This is a genomic window from Pseudalgibacter alginicilyticus, assembly GCF_001310225.1.
Taxonomy (GTDB): domain Bacteria; phylum Bacteroidota; class Bacteroidia; order Flavobacteriales; family Flavobacteriaceae; genus Pseudalgibacter; species Pseudalgibacter alginicilyticus.
Window position 1 is genome coordinate 293,800 of sequence record NZ_CP012898.1, and the last position, 18,387, is coordinate 312,186.

Consider the following 18,387-nt stretch of genomic DNA (forward strand, 5'->3'; position numbering starts at 1 on the left):
CCTAAATTTTCTGTGGGCAAAGATAAAATATTGAAATGTAGCATTCAAACAAAGCGTAATTATTTGTGTATAAAATTCAATGATTGGTAGAATTTAATCATGTTTTATTTGAAAACAATTAGCAATGACAGGGGGTGAGAGATTGGTAGGTGTTTTAAAACAAATTTTTAGTTTAAAAAAACTAACCATGAATGGTTTCAGATTTACCATAATTTTGAATAACCTTAGCTTCAAAGTTTATAAGTTCTTGCCAACGTTTATCAACATCAATGTCTTTGCCGTACTTACGAGCAAACCCAATGAAGGTTGTGTAATGACCTGCCTCACTAATCATTAAATCATGATAAAATTTTGAAAGTTTAGGGTCTTTTATTTTTTTTGATAATAATTTAAAGCGTTCACAACTTCTGGCTTCAATCATAGCAGAAAATAATAGCCTGTCTACCATGCTTTGTTGTCTATTACCGCCTTTATTCATAAACTTATATAGTTCATTAACATAACTATCTTTACGTTCTCTACCTAATTTGTAACCTCGTTGTTTGATGATATCATGAACCATTTGAAAATGCTCTAATTCTTCTTTGGCTAACGCAAGTAAATCGGTAACTAAATCTTCATGTTCAGAATTATGTGTGATTATAGTTATAGCATTGGTGGCGGCTTTTTGCTCACACCACGCATGATCTGTAAGGATTTCTTCTATATTAGACTCCACTATATTTACCCAACGTGGGTCGGTTGCTAATTTTAAACCAAGCATATTATTAATTTTCTGTAAATGTAGTTATAAGTTCCTTTAATAAAAGGTTAGCTAATATAATTCCAGATATTTTTATACTTACTAAGTTGTTTGTAGGTATTAAGAATTATTAGATTTTCAGGTAGAGAAAGTTTTTTGTCTTTTTTAAGAATTGTTTTTGCATGGTATCTGGCTAGTTGTAAAATATCATTGTCTTTAATAATGTCTGCTATTTTAAGGTTTAAAATCCCGCTTTGTTGCGTGCCCATAATATCACCAGGGCCACGTAAACGCAAATCAACTTCGGCAATTTCAAAACCATCACTAGTTTTAACCATGGTTTCTAATCTTGTTTTACTATCGTTACTAAGTTTGTGCCCAGTCATTAAAATGCAATAACTTTGTTCTGCACCGCGTCCTACGCGTCCACGAAGTTGGTGTAGTTGTGATAAGCCAAATCTTTCAGCACTTTCAATTATCATTACAGAGGCGTTGGGTACATTTACGCCAACTTCAATAACCGTTGTTGCAACCATAATTTGAGTTTCTCCTTTAATAAAGCGTTGCATTTCAAAATCTTTATCGGCGGCTTTCATTTTTCCGTGAACAATTGATATTTGGTAATCGGGCATAGGGAATTCTCTGGAAATACTTTCATAGCCATCCATCAAATCTTTGTAATCCATATTTTCACTTTCTTGAATTAATGGATAGACAATATAAATTTGCCGGCCTTTTGCAATTTCATCACGAATAAATCGAAACACATTTAACCGATTTTTATCATACCGATGGACAGTTTTTATAGACTGTCTTCCTGGTGGTAATTCGTCAATAATTGAGATGTCCAAATCGCCATAAACAGACATAGCTAAAGTGCGAGGAATTGGTGTTGCAGTCATTACTAAAACGTGGGGAGGTGATATGTTTTTATGCCATAATTTACTTCTTTGTGCTACTCCAAATCGATGTTGTTCGTCTATAATTGCGAGACCTAAATTTTTAAACTTTACCTTGTCTTCAAGTAAGGCGTGGGTGCCAACTATTACTTGTAAGTCTCCATTTTCAAGTGATTTGTGTATTTCTCTTCTTTTTAAAGTTTTAGTTGAACCTGTTAGTAGTTGTATTTTGATTTTTAGTTTGTTACATAGTTCGAGTAGTCCATTGTAGTGCTGGACTGACAAAATTTCAGTCGGTGCCATCATACAGGCTTGAAAACCATTGTCAAGTGCTATTAACATTGACATAAAAGCCACTATAGTCTTTCCAGATCCTACATCGCCTTGTAAAAGTCGATTCATTTGAGCATTGCTACCTAAATCAGAACGAATTTCCCTTAAAACGCGTTTCTGAGCACCTGTTAATTCGAAGGGTAAATAGTCTTTAAAAAAGCTATTGAAATAGGTGTCAACTTTTTCAAAAGGAAAGCCTTTAATTTTTGATTTATGAATTAAATTTTTAATAATTAATTGCAGTTGAATGTAAAATAATTCTTCAAATTTTAATCGAAATTGGGCTTTAGAAAGTAACTCCTGGTTTTTCGGAAAATGGATATTAAAAAGCGCTTCACTTTTGTTAACTAATTTTAGTTCTAATCGTAAATTATCTGGTAAAGTTTCAATGAATTTCCCTTTGGTTTCAATGAATAATTGTTGCATGATTTTGCTAATCATTCGATTTGATATTCCTTTACTCAATAATTTTTCAGTAGAGGGATAAACAGGTTGCATGGCTGAGCGAAGGTTTTTTTCATGATCTTCTTGTAGTTCCATTTCTGGATGTGCGATGTTAAATTTCCCATTAAACCAATTGGGTTTTCCAAAAGCAACATAGGTTTTGTTGAGCTTTAAGTTTTCGCGAATCCACTTTTGTCCTCGAAACCAGACCAATTCCATAACACCTGTTTCGTCAACAAATGTAGCAAGTAAACGTTTGCCACGTTTTTGTGCTACTTCTTTAAATTCAATTATTTTCCCAATGACTTGAATATCTGCATTGTTTCGTTGTAATTGGTTAATTTTATAATAATGCGTCCGGTCTATATATCTATTTGGAAATAAGTTGATTAAATCTTGGTAAGTATGAATGCCTAATTCTGAACGCAGTAAATTAGCACGATTAGAGCCAACGCCTTTTAAATAATCTATGGGTGTTTGAAGGTTAACAGACATAAAAGCGAATTTAATTAATTCTCATGAAAATGGAAATCTGATTGTGTTATTACTTTTTAAAAATGTATTTTGGTATCATCGTTGCTATCATTCTATTTATGAAATATTTTTTGCTGTTTTTTGTTTTCTCTTTTTTTTCTTTTTCTCAACAATCTGAATATGTTGATTTTAAGACTGCTAAAGCAGATATTGCTTTTGGAGACTTAACAAAAAAAGAGGTTTTTGGAACTGTTTTGTATGAGTTTGAGATTTTAAAAGACACTGATTCTATTTTTTTAGATGCAGAAAATTTTAAAAGTATCAATTATGTTTTAGACGCTAAATTTTCAGGTAGTTTATATAATGGAAATCAATTGATTGTCAAGTACTCTTTTAAAGCTAATACACAGCATACTTTGTATGTCACTTGGAGAGTTAATCCTAATAAAGCCATGTATTTTATTGATTGGGAGCAAGATGAATTGAGCCTTGAGCGTGGTCAAGATATCATTAATAAGCAAGTTTGGACTCAAGGACAAGGTAAGTACACGAGTAATTGGTTGCCGAGCATTGATGATATGAATGATAAAATTGAATTTGATTTGTCGGTAACTTTTGATTCTGATTATGAAGTTATTGCCAATGGGAAACTCATTAATAAGCAAGTTGCAGATTCAGTAAGCAAATGGTATTACGATATGCAGCATCCTATGTCCAGCTATTTAGTCGCTTTAGCTATAGGGAAATATAATAAAAAAGTTGAAATTTCTAATAGTGGAGTTCCTTTAGAAATGTATTATTATCCTCAAGATTCTATAAAGTTTGAATCCACTTATCGCTACACCAAGCAGATGTTTGATTTTTTAGAAGACGAAATTGGCGTACCGTATCCTTGGCAAAATTACAAACAGGTACCTGTTAAGGATTTTTTATATGCTGGAATGGAAAACACAAGTACCACTATTTTTTCGGATGCTTTTATGGTAGATTCCATAGCATTTATTGATAAAAATTATGTAAATGTTAATGCTCATGAATTGGCGCATCAATGGTTTGGAAATTTAATTACAGAAACTTCAGGAACGCATCATTGGCTTCAAGAAGGTTTTGCTACCTATTATGCGTTGTTGGCTGAGCGTAATGTATTTGGAGATGATTATTACTATTGGAGTTTATACCAATATGCTCAAGAATTATTAGATCAAGATAGAATAGGGGAGAGTACGTCGCTTTTAGATCCAAAATCTACAAGTATTACGTTTTATAAAAAAGGGGCTTTGGTGTTGCATTTATTGCGAGAGAAAATAGGTAATGTTGCCTTTAAAAAGGCTGTAAAAAACTATATTGAAAAGCATGAATTTAACAATGTAGAAACAAATGATTTTATCCGTGAAGTGGAAAAGGAGAGCGGAAAAAGTTTGGGTGAATTTGTTGAATTGTGGTTGAAAGAAAAGGATTTTAAATATGATTTGGCTTTAGAGAGTTTAAAAAAATCTGTTTTTATTCAAGAATATTTGATGGTTGATTGTGAGGTATTTATATCAAGATGTAAAGACTATCTGAATTCAGGAATTTCAGATGAAGCAAAATCAAAAATAGTTTCTCAAAGTTCTAATTATATACAAAAAGAAGATTTTAAAAATAGTTTGAAAGTTCGTCAAACAATAGCTCAGTCTTTGACAGAAATTCCCATAGAATTAAAGAAAGCATATGAATCTCTTTTAAAAGATGAATCTTATATTACTAAAGAAATTGCTTTATTTAATTTATGGAAGAACTTTCCAGAAGAACGAAAAAAATATTTAAATAAAACAAGAGAAATTCAGGGGTTTAATGATAAAAATATTAGGACATTATGGCTAACCTTGGCTTTAATTACTGATGATTTTGAGTTAGAAAAAAAATCTTATTATTTTAATGAATTAACAGATTATACAAGTGCTAAATACGGTTTTGAAACTCGTATAAATGCTTTTCGGTATCTAACTCAAATACAAGCATGTCAGGATATTTGTAAAGAAAACTTAGAAAAAGCAACAACGCATCATAACTGGCAATTTGCTAAGTTGGCAAAGGAGTTATTAAAAAACTAAATTATATAGTTGTACATGGTAACTGTTTCTGCAATTGATAGTATGTTTGTTTTAGTCCCAAATATTAGGTCTATTAACTCCCATAGCTCTTAAATAGGATAAAAATTGACCAGTGTGGACAGATTCGTGATATGCAATCCGCAATAAATATTTTCCCAGGGTTTTCTTTTTTCCGTTTCCGGGATGTATGATTTTAGTTTCAGCTAGCTCTGTTTCTGAAAATTGTTTAATGCTTTCTAAGAAGGCTTTGCGATATGGCTTAGCAAATTGTAGTTCGTCAGAAACACTTAGGTAAGGCCTGTTTTCCCAAGGTGATACATAATTAGACATATCTTTTTGGTTGATGATTAGATTCCATCCATAATCAGCTTGAAGTACATGTCTAATCATTTCAATAGCTGACATTGCTTTTTGGTCTGGCTTCCAATTATAATAACTCTCAGGAAGTCCACTCCAAAGCATTGTACTTCTTCTTCTTGTTTCTGTAAAATTTGAAATTATGAGTGCAGATTGAGTCATATTATTTGTTTTGGTGCATGTAATTTTTAAATGTTAGATTAAGCATATGGCTTGATAGGGTTTGTAAAACTTTAACTTTTAACATTACCTATTACTTATATTTTCGACAGTTTGGTTTTATTTTTTTTCAGTTACTCTATAGAAAAAGCATTTGTTTATCATTTTCTATTGCGATAGTTGAAGGGGTTATTTTGAAAAAAAAAGTTTCTTGTAACAATCAAAGTTAGGTTTTGATATTTGTCCTATTTTTTCAAGCTTTCGTTTACTGTCACTTTGGAACGAGGAAATGGATGTTTTTTTATATAGGTCATAAGCTTTATAAGTTAGTCGTATTTATAGATGCACATAGCTAAAAGATTCAGCTCTTCAGTTGCCATTTTTCATTTAGTTCTGTCTATATTAAACACAACGGTTAGTATAAACTATAAGTTTTGTAGATGTTGCACAAGGTATTAAAAAGTTGCTATTGTAAAAAAAAGCTGATTTTGTTTCTTTAAATCTACAGGAAAAAATAATGCGCGGTCATTTATTTTAAGGGGTTTGAGTTAAATATATCCCTTTATAGGCTCTTAAATAAAAGAAAAATAATAAGCGTTCATTATTTGTACATTTAGTTTTCTGTCAAACTTAAAATATTAAAAAACTACTTAATTATTTAAGTAGATAACAGTAGCAATCGTCCAAAAAAAACGATTTTTCAAATCATTTGGTTATTTTATTTTATGATATTTTTCAAAGCTTCAATTATCTCATCAGGTTCTGAACGAGTTCTATAATCAACATTCACATAGCTCCATTTGACTATCTGATCATTTCCTATTATAAAAGTTGCAGGAATAGGTAGTATATTACCATTTCCATTATTAATTTTTTTTAAATCAAGATTTCTATCTATTTGCATATGATCTAATAAAAATTCAGGAACTTCCCAAGCAACTCCATACTGTGAAGCAACTTTAGCGTCTTGGTCAGACAATACAATAAATTCCATTTCACTAATTTCATTTTTTGTCATTGATGAATCAGGTACTTCAGGACTTATAGCTACTAATGTGGCACCAAGTTTTTGAATATCACTTAATTTATTTTGTAAAGCTCTAAGCTGTAAATTACAGTATGGGCACCAACTGCCACGATAAAATGTAATAACAAGGGGTCCTTTATTTAACAAGCTTGATAATGATATTGGGTTTCCAAGAGGGTCAGGCAATTCAAAATTAGGAGCCTTTTCACCAATATTAATGGCTTTATCTCCTTGTTGAAATGCTTTTGCTTTAATAATTATATCATCAACCCCTTGCATAAACTCAGGGTTTTTTTTTCGACCTGCAGCTATTTTAGCATCAGTTTGTTCTTTTAATTTTTGCATTATTCTATTAATTAAAGATATTTAAATGTCATATTTTTACGTATGGCGTTTGTTGTGTATACCGTATTTGTGAGTTAGTAATTTGTAAAAGTACTAAAGTTAGTAAAAAGGGGTGAACCAGAGAGGAATTCAGAGAATTTTCGATTAACCTAAAAATATTTCAAGCCATTTTACTGGCTTTTTATCACAGTATTTAGTTGATAGTACTGCTTATGTTACTTTAAATTCCGATACGTTCATTTCGACACTAAATCTAACGTTTTCTTTATTTTTTTTAAGTGTTGCTGACATTATGTTGAATATTCATATGCCTCATTCCGTTATGTTTAAAGAAAAAAATATCTAATGTAAATGTGTGATTTCTTTATAATTAGAAGGGATTGATTCAATAATATAATTTCTTGGTATATTTTGATAAGGTTTACATTTAAGATAACCAAAACCATTACAGATTCTACATTGCTCTGTATTATTTCTATATGTTTCTGTTTTCCCGAGCCCATCACAAGTGTCGCAACTAACCCTTCCTTTAGTATCACAGTTCCAACAATAAATATGTTTAGCATAAGCTTTTTCTAAACTAAGGCAATAATCAGAATTTTCTGTTTTGGATTTTTTACATAAACTAAAATATAAATAATAAAACGCGTCATAATCTTTATCATATTCAGAGCTTCTTTCAAAACTATTTTTGGCTAACTGATAAGCTTTGGTAATATTCTTATCTATACCGTTGCCAGTTGCTAAAGCTATAATTGTAGAAATTTCTGTATTAGAATTTTCGTAAAGATCTGCCTTAAGTTCCCAAAAATTTGCTTTTTTCGAATTTTTAATATGTTGATATGCAGAACCTCGGTAAATTTTAGATAATTCTCTTGCAAACTGATTATCATTGGTAGCGGCTTTCTCCATAACTTCTACTCCAGTTTTAGCCAAATAAATATCACCTCTAAGATAATTTTTATAATAGAGGTTATGGCCGTAGTACCAATCATCTTCATTTACAGAGTAATCAACAGTATCTTTGTATTTTTTATAATAATTAATTGCTTCTTGTGTTTGATCCCAAGTTCTACTTGCATAATTACTTCTAAGAAGAATTTTAGAGTAATCATAGTAAAATTCTGGAGTTAATTTGGAAGAATTACGATTTATAGATTCTCGGTATAGGTAACTTAAAGCATCATAAGAATGACCTTCTAATTCAATAAGCTTTTTTTTAACACTTACTTTTGATTCAGAATATAGTAAACTTATAAGTTGATTTTGGCTATTATGGAACCTAATTTTTTCATGAAAAATTTCAACTGCTTTTAAGGTGTCTTTTTTTATATTATAGCCATTAAGGTAGATTTCGCCAAGTACTACTTTAGCTAATGGCTGTACTAATTTATCTCTTCTTGATAATATAAGATATGATCCTTTGTCTATGTTTTTTTCTAAACCATAACCTCTATAAAAACAATAACCTAATACTTCACGAGCAGGTTCAAAACCTTCTTCCAACAACTCACTAAAAATAGTAACGGCAGTATTATAATCCTGTTCTATTCCGTAACCAAATAAATAAAACAACCCAATATTATATTTTGCTTCTTTATCTCCTAAATTAGATGCGGCCATAAACCAAGAAAATGAAGCTCCTTTGCTTAAATTATATTTCTTTTTATCTCCAAAATAAAAATCTAAATATTTGAAAAAAGCTACTTTCTTTAAAAAATCTATGTTCTTTTGCTTTAGTAATTTGTTTATCTTATTTTGGCCGTAGTTTCTAGTATATGTACCTGACTTGTAATTAAACCTATCATACTCTTTTTCAGTCATTGTATTACCTAATAGTTCAAAAACATAATTTTGTCCATTTAAATAAAATGTTCCCAAAAGAAATATATATAAGACGTATTTTTTATAAATCATTATTAGTAGTTTAACTTGTTTAAATATTTTTTAATCAATCCGTTTATTTAAAATTATTTAGCCTTTATTCAAGGCGGGTCAAGCTTCTGCACAACGGTTTCGGCTCGTATGTTTACAAGCCTATAGTTATTTTAATGTCTTATCCTTAACAATTCGGTTTCTAATGCTTCTTTAGACCTTCTTTCAATAGTATTTAGATTGGCATTCAGTATGTTGTTTTTTTCGTAAGGATCATTAATGAGGTTATACATTTCTTCTATACCATTAGCAAATACGATGAGCTTATAGGTGCCATTACTAATGGTCCAAGCATCATTTTTTTCATTCTTCATTTCAGAATACTGATACTTTCTGATTGATTTTTTTTCAGAGAATAGCGACTTAAAACTTTTGCTGTCGTTTATTTCATCAATTTCCACTCCTGCTATTTCGGCTATTGTGGCAAACATATCAGTGCTCGTAATTAAATTGTTATCTGTCCCTTTTCTTTCCACGCCTTTACCAGATACAAATAGGGGCATATTAATACCCCCTTGATAAAGACTTCTCTTCACCTGATTTGAAGCATATGGCGCTTGTGTTACAAGGGGTTCGGTGCCATTATCACCCATAAAAATGATAAGCGTATTTTCTTTTTCTTCTTCTGATAATGAACTTAACAGTTGTCCTATTTGATAATCCATGGCCTCAATTGAAGCCATAAAGTAAGGTGTTGGGTCTACACCTTCTTTGTAAGTCGGTAAATTTCCTTGACTATGCATTTCTGCAGGAGGAATATGGAAAGGTGTATGTGGAGCATTATATGCTAACCACATAAACCAAGGTTTGTCTTGTTTTTGAATCCAATGAGAAGCCAAATTGGTAAACTTTTTTGAGGTGTACTCATTGCTTATGGATTGTTTCCCATTATTGGATAATGGCCAGTTGTAATAATCTTTTACAGAGCCTATAAAAATACCTTCATAATAATCAATACCAAAGGTTTCTGGATTAATTGTTGCATCGTATCCAGATACATGCCATTTACCAATTACAGCGGTTGCATAGCTATTGTTGGTGTGGTCGTTGATATATTTTTGTAACAGGATTTCATTTTCGCTTAATTTTTGATTTGCCCACCTTACACCGGTTCTGTATCCATATTTACCGGTAATCATTGATGCTCTGGTAGGCGAGCACGTTGGATAGGTCCAAAAGTTTGTGAAATTCACCCCCTTTTTTCTAATCGCATCGATGTTTGGAATGTGTGGTTTTACTTCCCCTTCTTTAAAGCCGGCTAAAGCATCTTTCCCCATATCGTCTGCTATGATTAATAATATGTTTGGGGAACTTTCAACCTCTTTAATCGTCTGATTGTTTTTGCAGGATAGTAAGGAAATTGTTAGCCCAGTAAGTATTATATATTTCTTCATGAAGCGTTTAACTGAACTTAATTTTGCAAGAACTTTATTAAGGGAGAAATAAAAGCTTCAAATTTTTCGATGTGAGGAAGATGCCCTACATTTTCTAACTCTACTAATTTAGCATGAGGTATTTTATTGTGCGTTTCTTTTCCTAACTGATTATACAAACCCATAGTTTTTCTTACCTCCTCACTTACAAGCGGTTTACCAAGTGCGGTTCTGTCTCTGGTTCCAATAATTAGTAAAGTAGGGGCAGTGATATTTTTAAACTCGTATACAACGGGCTGTGTAAAAATCATATCATACGTTAAGGCATTGTTCCAAGCTATGGTTTCATAATCGGAATTCAACGTCCAACCGGCCAATAAATTTACCCATTGATCATATTCGGGTTTCCAATTGTTGTCATAGTAATTCACCAATTGATATTTCTTTATCCCTTCATAACTTTTTTTGAGTTCATTTTTATACCACCATTCTACAGGTTTGTAAGGTACTTTTAGTTTCCAGTCTTCCAAGCCAATGGGGTTTTCTAGAATAAACTTTTCTGTTATTTCTGGATACATTAAGGTAAATCTAGTGGCTAGCATTCCGCCCATTGAATGTCCTAAAATGGCTGTTTTTTCAATACCCAATGTGTCTAAAAGTGATTTTGTGTTTTGTGCTAATTGCTGAAAGGTATAATGAAAATGTAATGGCTTAGACGATTTCCCGAAGCCTATTTGGTCTGGGACGATTACACGAAACCCTGCATTAGTTAAGGCTTTAATGGTTGTTTCCCAATAAGCACCATTAAAATTTTTACCGTGAAAAAGCACAATGTTTTTGCCGTTATATGCTTCTGGCTTAACGTCCATATACGCCATTTTTAGGTTTTGTTCTTGAATCGTTAATTCCAAAAACGAAACTTCGTACGGATATTGGTAATTGGACAATTCAATATCTAACCATTGTAACTTTTCGGTTTGTGCTGTTACAAAATGGAAATTCGCCAACAAATAAACCCAAAATATTATTTTTTTTACCATTTTATTTTTCTACATTATAGTGCCATTTGCACAAATTACTTAATTCAAAATCTATTTAGAATCGTCGCTTGCTAAAATAGTACAATTCTAACAATATCAGTAGGTTCTGCTTTACAATTTTGTATTCTACTTGATTTACAAGTATTGACATTGATTAAGTTATTGAATGTAGGTAAAACCTTTTTAATTAAAACCAATGGTTTTGTGTGTGATTTCGTTGCGTGTTTTAGCAAATAAAAAACGAATAGAATATTCCTGCGGAATATTCGTAAGTAGGCTAAAACCAGCAATTAATTTTATACGTCTTAAGTTTGATTTCTATTAAATTAGGTGTAAATCAGAAAGAACAAAAGAGAGAATTGCGTATAGTAAACAAAGGAAAGAGCAAGAAAGTGGCATTAATAGCTGTAGCTAATAAGCTGATTAAACAATGCTTTGCAATTGCGAAATCAGGCAGAGCGTATGATGAAACTTACGTTTCTGTATTGCTTAAGTAATTAAAAAAAATAGAATAAAAAAGCAAACAAAATCAACTACTTGAATTTGTAAGCCCAATATAATAGTGTCTAATATTTTGAAGAAATGACTTGTTTTTTACCTCAGTTCTTTGTTGGCAACAGTATTTTATTCAGTTAGAAATTTTGTCGTATAATTTATTACAAAATCAGAAATAAATGATTTTATAAATTCATCATCGTTATATTCATCGTTTTCTTTTAATTCCGCATATAGTTTTTTGTATTCTTCAGTTTTTTCAAACTTTTCGAACTGACGTTTTTTGAATTTTACAAACTCCTTATTTTTATATTTTCGAGCTTCATTAAAGTTTCCTTTATCAATTTCGAGAAGCCAATATTTGCTAAAAGTCGATGCGTAACCCATATGAACATATTCGACCATTTTTCCGTGTGGTATTATCAGAATTCCAGTATACCAATCTATTTTAGCTTTCTCTTTATTTGGAAAAACTTGTTTAAATGCAGAAATCCATTTTGTTTCATAATCATCATCTGAATCTTTATCCGAAACTTCAATTTTAATATCAGTCAAGAATAATTGCTCATCAATAATTTCAAAGAATGCAATATATCCACGCCACAAAGCAGTAGACATCATTCCGCCTTGAGGTCGTTTGTCAGGGTGTTTTTCGAAATATGGTTCGAGTGGATTTGAATTTAGATTGTATTCAGTTCCTTTGAATGTAATTTTATCAGGATATTGAGCTGTAACAATGTTTTCAGCTTTTAATATTCCAATTGTACAAGTGATTAATATTAGTAAGAGTGTTTTTTTCATATGTCTCGTCCTGAAATATGGCTACAGGTTAAAATTGTTTTTAAGCTGATAATTTATATACCATATTCGGTGTTTTGAAGTCTAAAGATAAATGTAATCTTATTTGGTTGTATAAATTAATTGCATTTTTTGTAGCTCTTTTCGCGTGATCCACGTTATCAAAGGTCTGGTCGAGATAAAATTCATCTTTTAATATGCCGTTTACACGCTCTGCCATGGCATTTTCGTAACAATGGTTTTCTTCCGTCATACTAATATCTATCTTATTTCTTTTAAGAACTTGTGTGTATACATTACTGCAATACTGTATGCCTCTGTCTGAATGATGTATTAAATCTTTAGTGCTCTTTGTTTGGTACAGAGCTTTGTTTAGAGCTCTAACACATCCTTTTAGTTCCAGGCTATCACTTAGATCATAACCGACAATTTTCCTAGAATACATATCTGTTATTAGTGCTAAGTAACAAAATCCTTTAATGGTTCTTATGTAGGTAATATCGCTTACCCACACCTGATTTGGCCTTGTAATTTTTCTATCTTTTATCAGGTTATTGTATTTATAAAAGCGATGATAAGAGTTTGTAGTTCTGGCACTGGTTTTCTTTCTTAGTGTGAGCATATTATACTTTCTAAGTACGCTAAATAAAGAGTCTCTGCCGACTTTAATATTGGCTTTGTAAAACTCATTGTCTAACGATTTAATGAGTTTTCTCACACCTTCTCTAGGAAGGGATTTACGTTTTCTACTGACTATTTTTATAATTTGTTGTTCCTGTATTAACCGCTTATCAGCTCTAGATTTGTATTTATAATACGCATCACGTTTAAGACCAAAACAACGCGTTATAGTTGTTAAAGATGTAAATCCCTTAGATTTCTCTTTAGCTTTAATTAAGGCTTTATACTTAGCTTTTTTTTTAGTTCAGCTACAGATTTATAGCCTAAGTCTTCGGCAGCTACCTCAAGGTATGAATCTAAAACCAAAGTATCTAAATCCTTTTTAATCAGTAGTTTTTTAAGCTGTTCAATCTCTTTTTGAAGTGCTTTAATTCTAGATATTTAGCTTCGCTGAACCACTTCGTTAGGTTTCGTCTTTTGTTTCCACTTTTACTCTGGTGTTCATTAGATCTTTACGATTGTACTTTTTAATCCACTCGTTGACCGTTGTTGGAGCAATGGAGTAGAGTTTACAAAGTTCGCTCTTTGTGTGTTTACCGGTTGTAAGTTCGGCTAAAATTTTCAGTTTGAAAGGTTCTGAATACCGTCTGATTACTTTGTCATTTTTGTACATAATGTTTAAAATTATGTAGCCTATATTCAGGACGGGTCAAAATGGTTTGCAACGTGTTTGTATATGGTTTGTTGCGTGGTTAAGCACGTAATTTAGCAAATAAAAACCGAATAGAAAATACGCGAGTATTTTCGTAAGTAGGCTAGAACCAGCAATAAATTATATACGGCTTAAGTTTGAAATCTATTAAATTAGATATAAATCAGAAAGCATAAAAAAAAGCTTACAAAATCAACTACTTGAATTTGTAAGCCCAATATAATAGTGTCTAATATTTTTGAAGAAATGACTTGTTTTTTACCTCAGTTCTTTGTTGTATGGCGTTTTTATCCTAATTTTTCGTTTAAAGTTTCTATAAATGAGTTGTTGATGTTTTTAGCTAATTTAAATTCTTTAATTATTTGATTGGAAACTTCTAAAAATTTTAATCTTGCTTTTTTCAGGTGTGCATTATTTTTAGGTAGTCCCGAAACAGAATTTCTCAAGAATTTCATTGATTCAATAGATTCTCGCATATTCGGTTTGAGATTGATTAGTGAATCAAGTAAATCTTGAAGAGTTGCGTAATCTTGTTCGATGTGATATACAATTATTGATACTTTTTCTTGAGCACTAAAAACTTTCGCAAAGTAATAGGCGAATTCTTCGATTTCGGCATTCAATTTATAAGTAATAGAATTCATCGATTCTGAATAAACCTTAACACTCTTTTTAACTCTCTTGTCAAATTCAGATAAACCTTGGTCTACAAATTTGTCTATTTTAATTCTCTGATTTTTTGTTTCTTCTCCAAGTTTTGAAATTAAATCTGAAATTGTATTTAAGCTTTTTATACATTCACTGAATAAACCTGCATCTTCAACAATTTGGTCTATTTCAGATTGGCTCAATTCTCCGTTCTGAACTTGTAATTCGAAATCTGTTTGTTTGTTGCCAGATATGATTTTATTTAATTCATCAATAGAGTTTTCATTTAAGTTCTTTGATTTTGGTATTAGAATTTTCCATTGAGTAGGTGTTTTTTTAAATGTTTCTTCATTTGCAATTTCCCAAGTTGTTTTATCTGTTTCAGGAAGATGAGCAATAATAATTACGGGAAGATTTGAATTCAGCCAATAGTTGTAATGAATTTTAGTAACATAAAGTGTCAATGAGTTTTTAGAGTCGTGGAAATTCCCTTTACCAGTTTTTATTTGTGCAGAAATAAATTTTCCAGTCGGTTCTCCATTTAGTTTTTGTTCGATTAAGGCATCTATTCCTACGTCTACAATTGGTTGTTCTCTGAAAATCCAATCTAATTCTTTAGTAATTAAAAGGGCAGTAGCATAAACTCCAATTCTTTCAGTATTAATATCTCTCATTCCTTGTTTTAAATGACATACAACGGCCTCGTATAACCGTCAGTTACGGGTTAATATGCGTTAATTTTCGGTTTAGCACAGACGTTAGCAATTCCGAGTGGATTCGGACGTAGTCGAATCCGCCGTAATTGCGGTTATACATTGTTGTACTGCGTTTTTTTATTCCATCGTACTGTTATTTTGTCGAACCACAAATCTCTTTCATTGACAACAAAATCGAACTCTTTTCCATCGTCAGTTATTATTCTAATTCCGTTGTCAATTAGTTTTGCGGTTTTCCTCTTAACAATTTCTTTTATTGTCGAATATTCGATATCCGTTTGTCCTTTTTGAATATTTATTTTATGCGATTTGAAAATCACTTTTTTATTTGTCAAGAAAATTTTTCCGCCAACGCCTTCAATTCCGCGAAATAAGTTTGCGGGTCCTTCAATCTCGATTTCTTCATTTAATTCAAGTTCTGGTTTAATTTGCATTCCCATTTTTTTCGAGAACTTTCCAGCAAATTTTTCATTCACGTAAGGAAATCCAATTCCGAAAAAAATTCCGAAGAACACTCCTTGAAAAATCAAGCTGTTAATTGAATAAAGTTTTTCGTCAGAGAAATAATCAAAAGTCCAGAGTAAAAAAGTGTAAAGAATTGCAGTTCCGATTGCAAATATTATTCGGTACTTCCAACTAATTTTAATCATCTTATTTCCTATTTCCATAATGTTTGTCTTAAATGCAGTACAACGTTTGGTGTATGGTTAGTTGCGTGTTTAAGCAACTAATTTAGTAAACAAAAACGAACGCGAGAAAATTCCGAAGGAATTTTCCAAGTAAGCACTCGCCAAAGCAATTAATTATACACGGTGTTACCCGACGTTTTTATTCTTTTTCTAATTTAACTATTAAGTCATCAATTGAATGCCCTTGATTTAATTCCAATTCCACAGTTTTAAATCCAACTTTTCTTATTTTGATTTTTACTGGATTATCGGGACAAAATCCATAACTGTCAGAATTCATAAAAAAAATGCCTGTCGAATCTGTTGCAAAAACACAATTTGTTTCAACATTTTGAGCTGTTGCTCTTACTAATTCTGTACATCTTATGTTCGTAAATTCAAGGAATGCTTTTTCAATCGGTTCTTTTGTGTTAGAGTCGATAACCTTTCCGTTAACAATTACCCAACAATCACAAGAAATTAGCACGAAAGAAATCAACATTCCAAAAATTAGCCTTTTATATTTCATTCGGTCAGTATGTTTTAGTCATTGCAATTGTCATCATTATTCCGATATACAAAAATGGAATTGCACTTAAAAAAATCCAAATCAGATTTTTTTTTAATTCAGATTTATGTTTAGAAATCAAAAGTATTGTGTTTATCAACGACCAGAAAATTCCACCATAAAACAAAATTAGGAATAGCCAATTTCCATAATTGTAAATCCAACTCCCTCTAAAAGGTTCAACTGCATATTTGATAAAAAGTCCAGTTAGGCAAATTCCAATAATTAGAATTCCACTTTTTTTAGTCCAATTTATATTTCGAAGTGTTATGTTCAATGTTTGGTCAAATGTTGGGTAACGTGTTTGTGTATGGTTAGTTGCGTGGTTAAGCAATTAATTTAGCAAATACAAACCGAATAGAAAATCCGCGAGGATTTTCGTAAGTAGGCGAGTACTAGCAATGAATTATACACGGTGTTACCCACAGTTTTTTATTTCAACATCCAATTTATTAAATCTTTTTCATTTACTATCGCCCAAGAATGTGGATGCCTTTCTCCATTTGCTCGATAACCTCGATTTTCGGTGTTTATTAATTCAACATTGTTTTCTCCAAATTCGATTTTTAATTTGTCTGATAATTTTTGAATGTAAAAAGCATTTAAATCTTCATATTCATTTTTTGCGTATTCTTTCCACCATTTTAAATCAGGTTCTGTATAAAACCTAATTTTTAATTTTTCCAATCCTTTTAGATTGTCAATATTTTCCGTTTTAAATGTATAAGGCGAATTCTGTTCGTAAGTATTAATTCCATTTGATGGATTTCCAAATTCTTTATCAAACATATTCTTAATCCAAGTAGATTCTTGGATAGATGATTCTGAAAAGTTAAGTTTTAAATTCTTTTCGGCAGTTCCATAAAGTCCAAGAAGGTCAATAGGTGAATCCACTATAAAAACTCCTTTCGGTTGAATTTGACTTTCATTCTTTACAAGATAATCACTAATTAATAGACTTACATTTCCACCACTTGAGAATCCGCCTATAAAGATGTTCTCTTCGGATAAGTTTTTTTCCTTAACTATTCTTGTTAATTGTTCCGTTAATTCTTGTTTTTCTTTTTGGCTTAAAAATAATTTTTGGTTTAAGTTCATTGCTAAAACTGAAAAGTCATTTTTTACACTTATTTCCGTAATTTTAAATTCAGACAATGTGTTCTCCGCATCACAAGGAAAACAAGGGAATAAAATCAATAATCCTCTTTGATTTTCGGCTTTTATCAATTCAAATTCGGCTGTCTTAATAATTTCAGGTTTTGGTCTTTCAGTCCGATTTATTTTCTCGGATTTTCCTTTGCAAGAAGTTATAATTAAAAGTAAAATTATGATGTATTTCGTCATCTCTTAAATTGTGGGTAACGTGTTTGTGTATGGTTAGTTGCGTGGTTAGGCAACTAAGTTAACAAACATTTACGAACCCGTGAAAATTCCGCAGGAATTTTCGCAAGTAGGGAAGAACCTAGCAATTAATTATACACGTTGTTACCTATAGTTTTTTTTTATTTAGGCAGATTTCAAGTGTTGAAATTTTCCTTTAAATTCATTTTGGAACTTTAATTCTCGCAAGAGTTTTAGCGTATTACTCCGTTTTACGAATCCAGATTAGTTTAGATTAGTTTTCCTGCGTGTAGTTCAACCGTAACGATAAACGTTAGCTTTTCAAACTTGGTTTCCTTTATCAATCTATTTAATCTAGATTTATCTTAGTTGTTTTAATTCTCAAAATAGAGAAGAGTTATTTAATTTGGATTCCTTATATTAATCTTTTTAATCTAAAATTATCTTAGTTCCTTTTAAAATTAAAGCAGAGTAGAGTGAGTTGTTTATTGGTTTCCTTTCTTTAATTTTTTAAAATCTAAATTATCTTGGTTTCTTTAATCAAATTGAGTTTACTCCGTAATACTTTTCAGGCTGCATTAATCATCCGAGTAAACCAT

Annotated in this window: 15 protein-coding genes and 1 pseudogene; 2 read left to right on the forward strand and 14 right to left on the reverse strand. The window is 31.2% G+C overall.

Annotation, left to right across the window (positions count from 1 at the left end):
* Positions 1-181: 181 nt before the first annotated feature.
* Together APS56_RS01100 and recG are read right to left on the reverse strand one after the other, a co-directional pair.
* A complete protein-coding gene (locus APS56_RS01100) occupies positions 182-763 on the reverse strand; it encodes a MiaE family protein (protein ID WP_054723977.1) in 582 nt (193 codons plus the stop codon).
* A gap of 47 nt (positions 764-810) precedes the next feature.
* Complete coding sequence (gene recG, locus APS56_RS01105; RefSeq protein WP_054723979.1) at positions 811-2,913, reverse strand: ATP-dependent DNA helicase RecG; 2,103 nt, start codon at positions 2,911-2,913, stop codon at positions 811-813.
* A gap of 98 nt (positions 2,914-3,011) precedes the next feature.
* Between recG and APS56_RS01110 the strand changes: the two genes are divergently transcribed.
* On the forward strand, positions 3,012-4,985 hold the full coding sequence (locus APS56_RS01110) for a M1 family metallopeptidase (RefSeq protein ID WP_054723981.1): 1,974 nt from the start codon (positions 3,012-3,014) through the stop codon (positions 4,983-4,985).
* A 51-nt stretch (positions 4,986-5,036) separates the two neighbouring features.
* On the opposite strand, the gene APS56_RS01115 is transcribed toward APS56_RS01110, so the two are convergent.
* The 5 genes from APS56_RS01115 to APS56_RS01135 all read right to left on the reverse strand — a co-directional run bounded on the left by APS56_RS01115 (position 5,037) and on the right by APS56_RS01135 (position 11,221).
* A complete protein-coding gene (locus APS56_RS01115; protein ID WP_054723983.1) occupies positions 5,037-5,504 on the reverse strand; it encodes a DinB family protein in 468 nt (155 codons plus the stop codon).
* A 715-nt stretch (positions 5,505-6,219) separates the two neighbouring features.
* Positions 6,220-6,873 carry a peroxiredoxin-like family protein gene (locus APS56_RS01120; protein ID WP_054723985.1) on the reverse strand — a complete coding sequence of 218 codons (654 nt, stop codon included), beginning with the start codon at positions 6,871-6,873 and terminating at the stop codon, positions 6,220-6,222.
* Between the two features lie 342 nt (positions 6,874-7,215).
* Positions 7,216-8,790: a tetratricopeptide repeat protein gene (locus APS56_RS01125; protein WP_157757586.1), complete on the reverse strand. Its 1,575-nt coding sequence runs from the start codon at positions 8,788-8,790 to the stop codon at positions 7,216-7,218.
* 131 nt (positions 8,791-8,921) lie between these two features.
* The gene (locus APS56_RS01130) at positions 8,922-10,202 is read right to left on the reverse strand and encodes a sulfatase-like hydrolase/transferase (RefSeq protein ID WP_054723989.1); all 1,281 of its coding nucleotides are present in this window, start codon (positions 10,200-10,202) and stop codon (positions 8,922-8,924) included.
* A 17-nt stretch (positions 10,203-10,219) separates the two neighbouring features.
* Positions 10,220-11,221 (reverse strand): alpha/beta fold hydrolase, encoded by a 1,002-nt coding sequence (locus APS56_RS01135; protein ID WP_054723991.1) that lies wholly within the window; start codon positions 11,219-11,221, stop codon positions 10,220-10,222.
* 362 nt (positions 11,222-11,583) lie between these two features.
* Here APS56_RS01135 and APS56_RS17275 point away from each other — a divergent pair.
* A pseudogene (locus tag APS56_RS17275) lies at positions 11,584-11,718 on the forward strand (IS110 family transposase); the annotation flags it as partial.
* A gap of 127 nt (positions 11,719-11,845) precedes the next feature.
* Here the strand turns inward: APS56_RS17275 and APS56_RS01145 are convergent.
* From APS56_RS01145 to APS56_RS01180, 7 genes are all read right to left on the reverse strand, one after another.
* A complete protein-coding gene (locus APS56_RS01145; RefSeq protein WP_054723995.1) occupies positions 11,846-12,517 on the reverse strand; it encodes a hypothetical protein in 672 nt (223 codons plus the stop codon).
* A 40-nt stretch (positions 12,518-12,557) separates the two neighbouring features.
* Positions 12,558-13,409, reverse strand: a complete 852-nt coding sequence (locus tag APS56_RS01150) for an IS3 family transposase (RefSeq protein ID WP_082379216.1) — start codon at positions 13,407-13,409, stop codon at positions 12,558-12,560.
* Positions 13,410-13,598: 189 nt separating this feature from the next.
* Entirely contained in the window at positions 13,599-13,808 is a 210-nt protein-coding gene (locus APS56_RS17100; protein ID WP_236778444.1) for a transposase, read from the reverse strand.
* A 326-nt stretch (positions 13,809-14,134) separates the two neighbouring features.
* Entirely contained in the window at positions 14,135-15,169 is a 1,035-nt protein-coding gene (locus tag APS56_RS01160) for a DUF4365 domain-containing protein (protein ID WP_054723998.1), read from the reverse strand.
* A gap of 134 nt (positions 15,170-15,303) precedes the next feature.
* The gene (locus tag APS56_RS01165; protein WP_054724000.1) at positions 15,304-15,879 is read right to left on the reverse strand and encodes a GRAM domain-containing protein; all 576 of its coding nucleotides are present in this window, start codon (positions 15,877-15,879) and stop codon (positions 15,304-15,306) included.
* 160 nt (positions 15,880-16,039) lie between these two features.
* Positions 16,040-16,408, reverse strand: coding sequence for a peptidase associated/transthyretin-like domain-containing protein (locus tag APS56_RS01170; RefSeq protein WP_054724002.1), 369 nt, complete (start codon positions 16,406-16,408; stop codon positions 16,040-16,042).
* A 471-nt stretch (positions 16,409-16,879) separates the two neighbouring features.
* Positions 16,880-17,791: a hypothetical protein gene (locus tag APS56_RS01180; RefSeq protein ID WP_054724006.1), complete on the reverse strand. Its 912-nt coding sequence runs from the start codon at positions 17,789-17,791 to the stop codon at positions 16,880-16,882.
* Positions 17,792-18,387 lie beyond the last annotated feature (596 nt).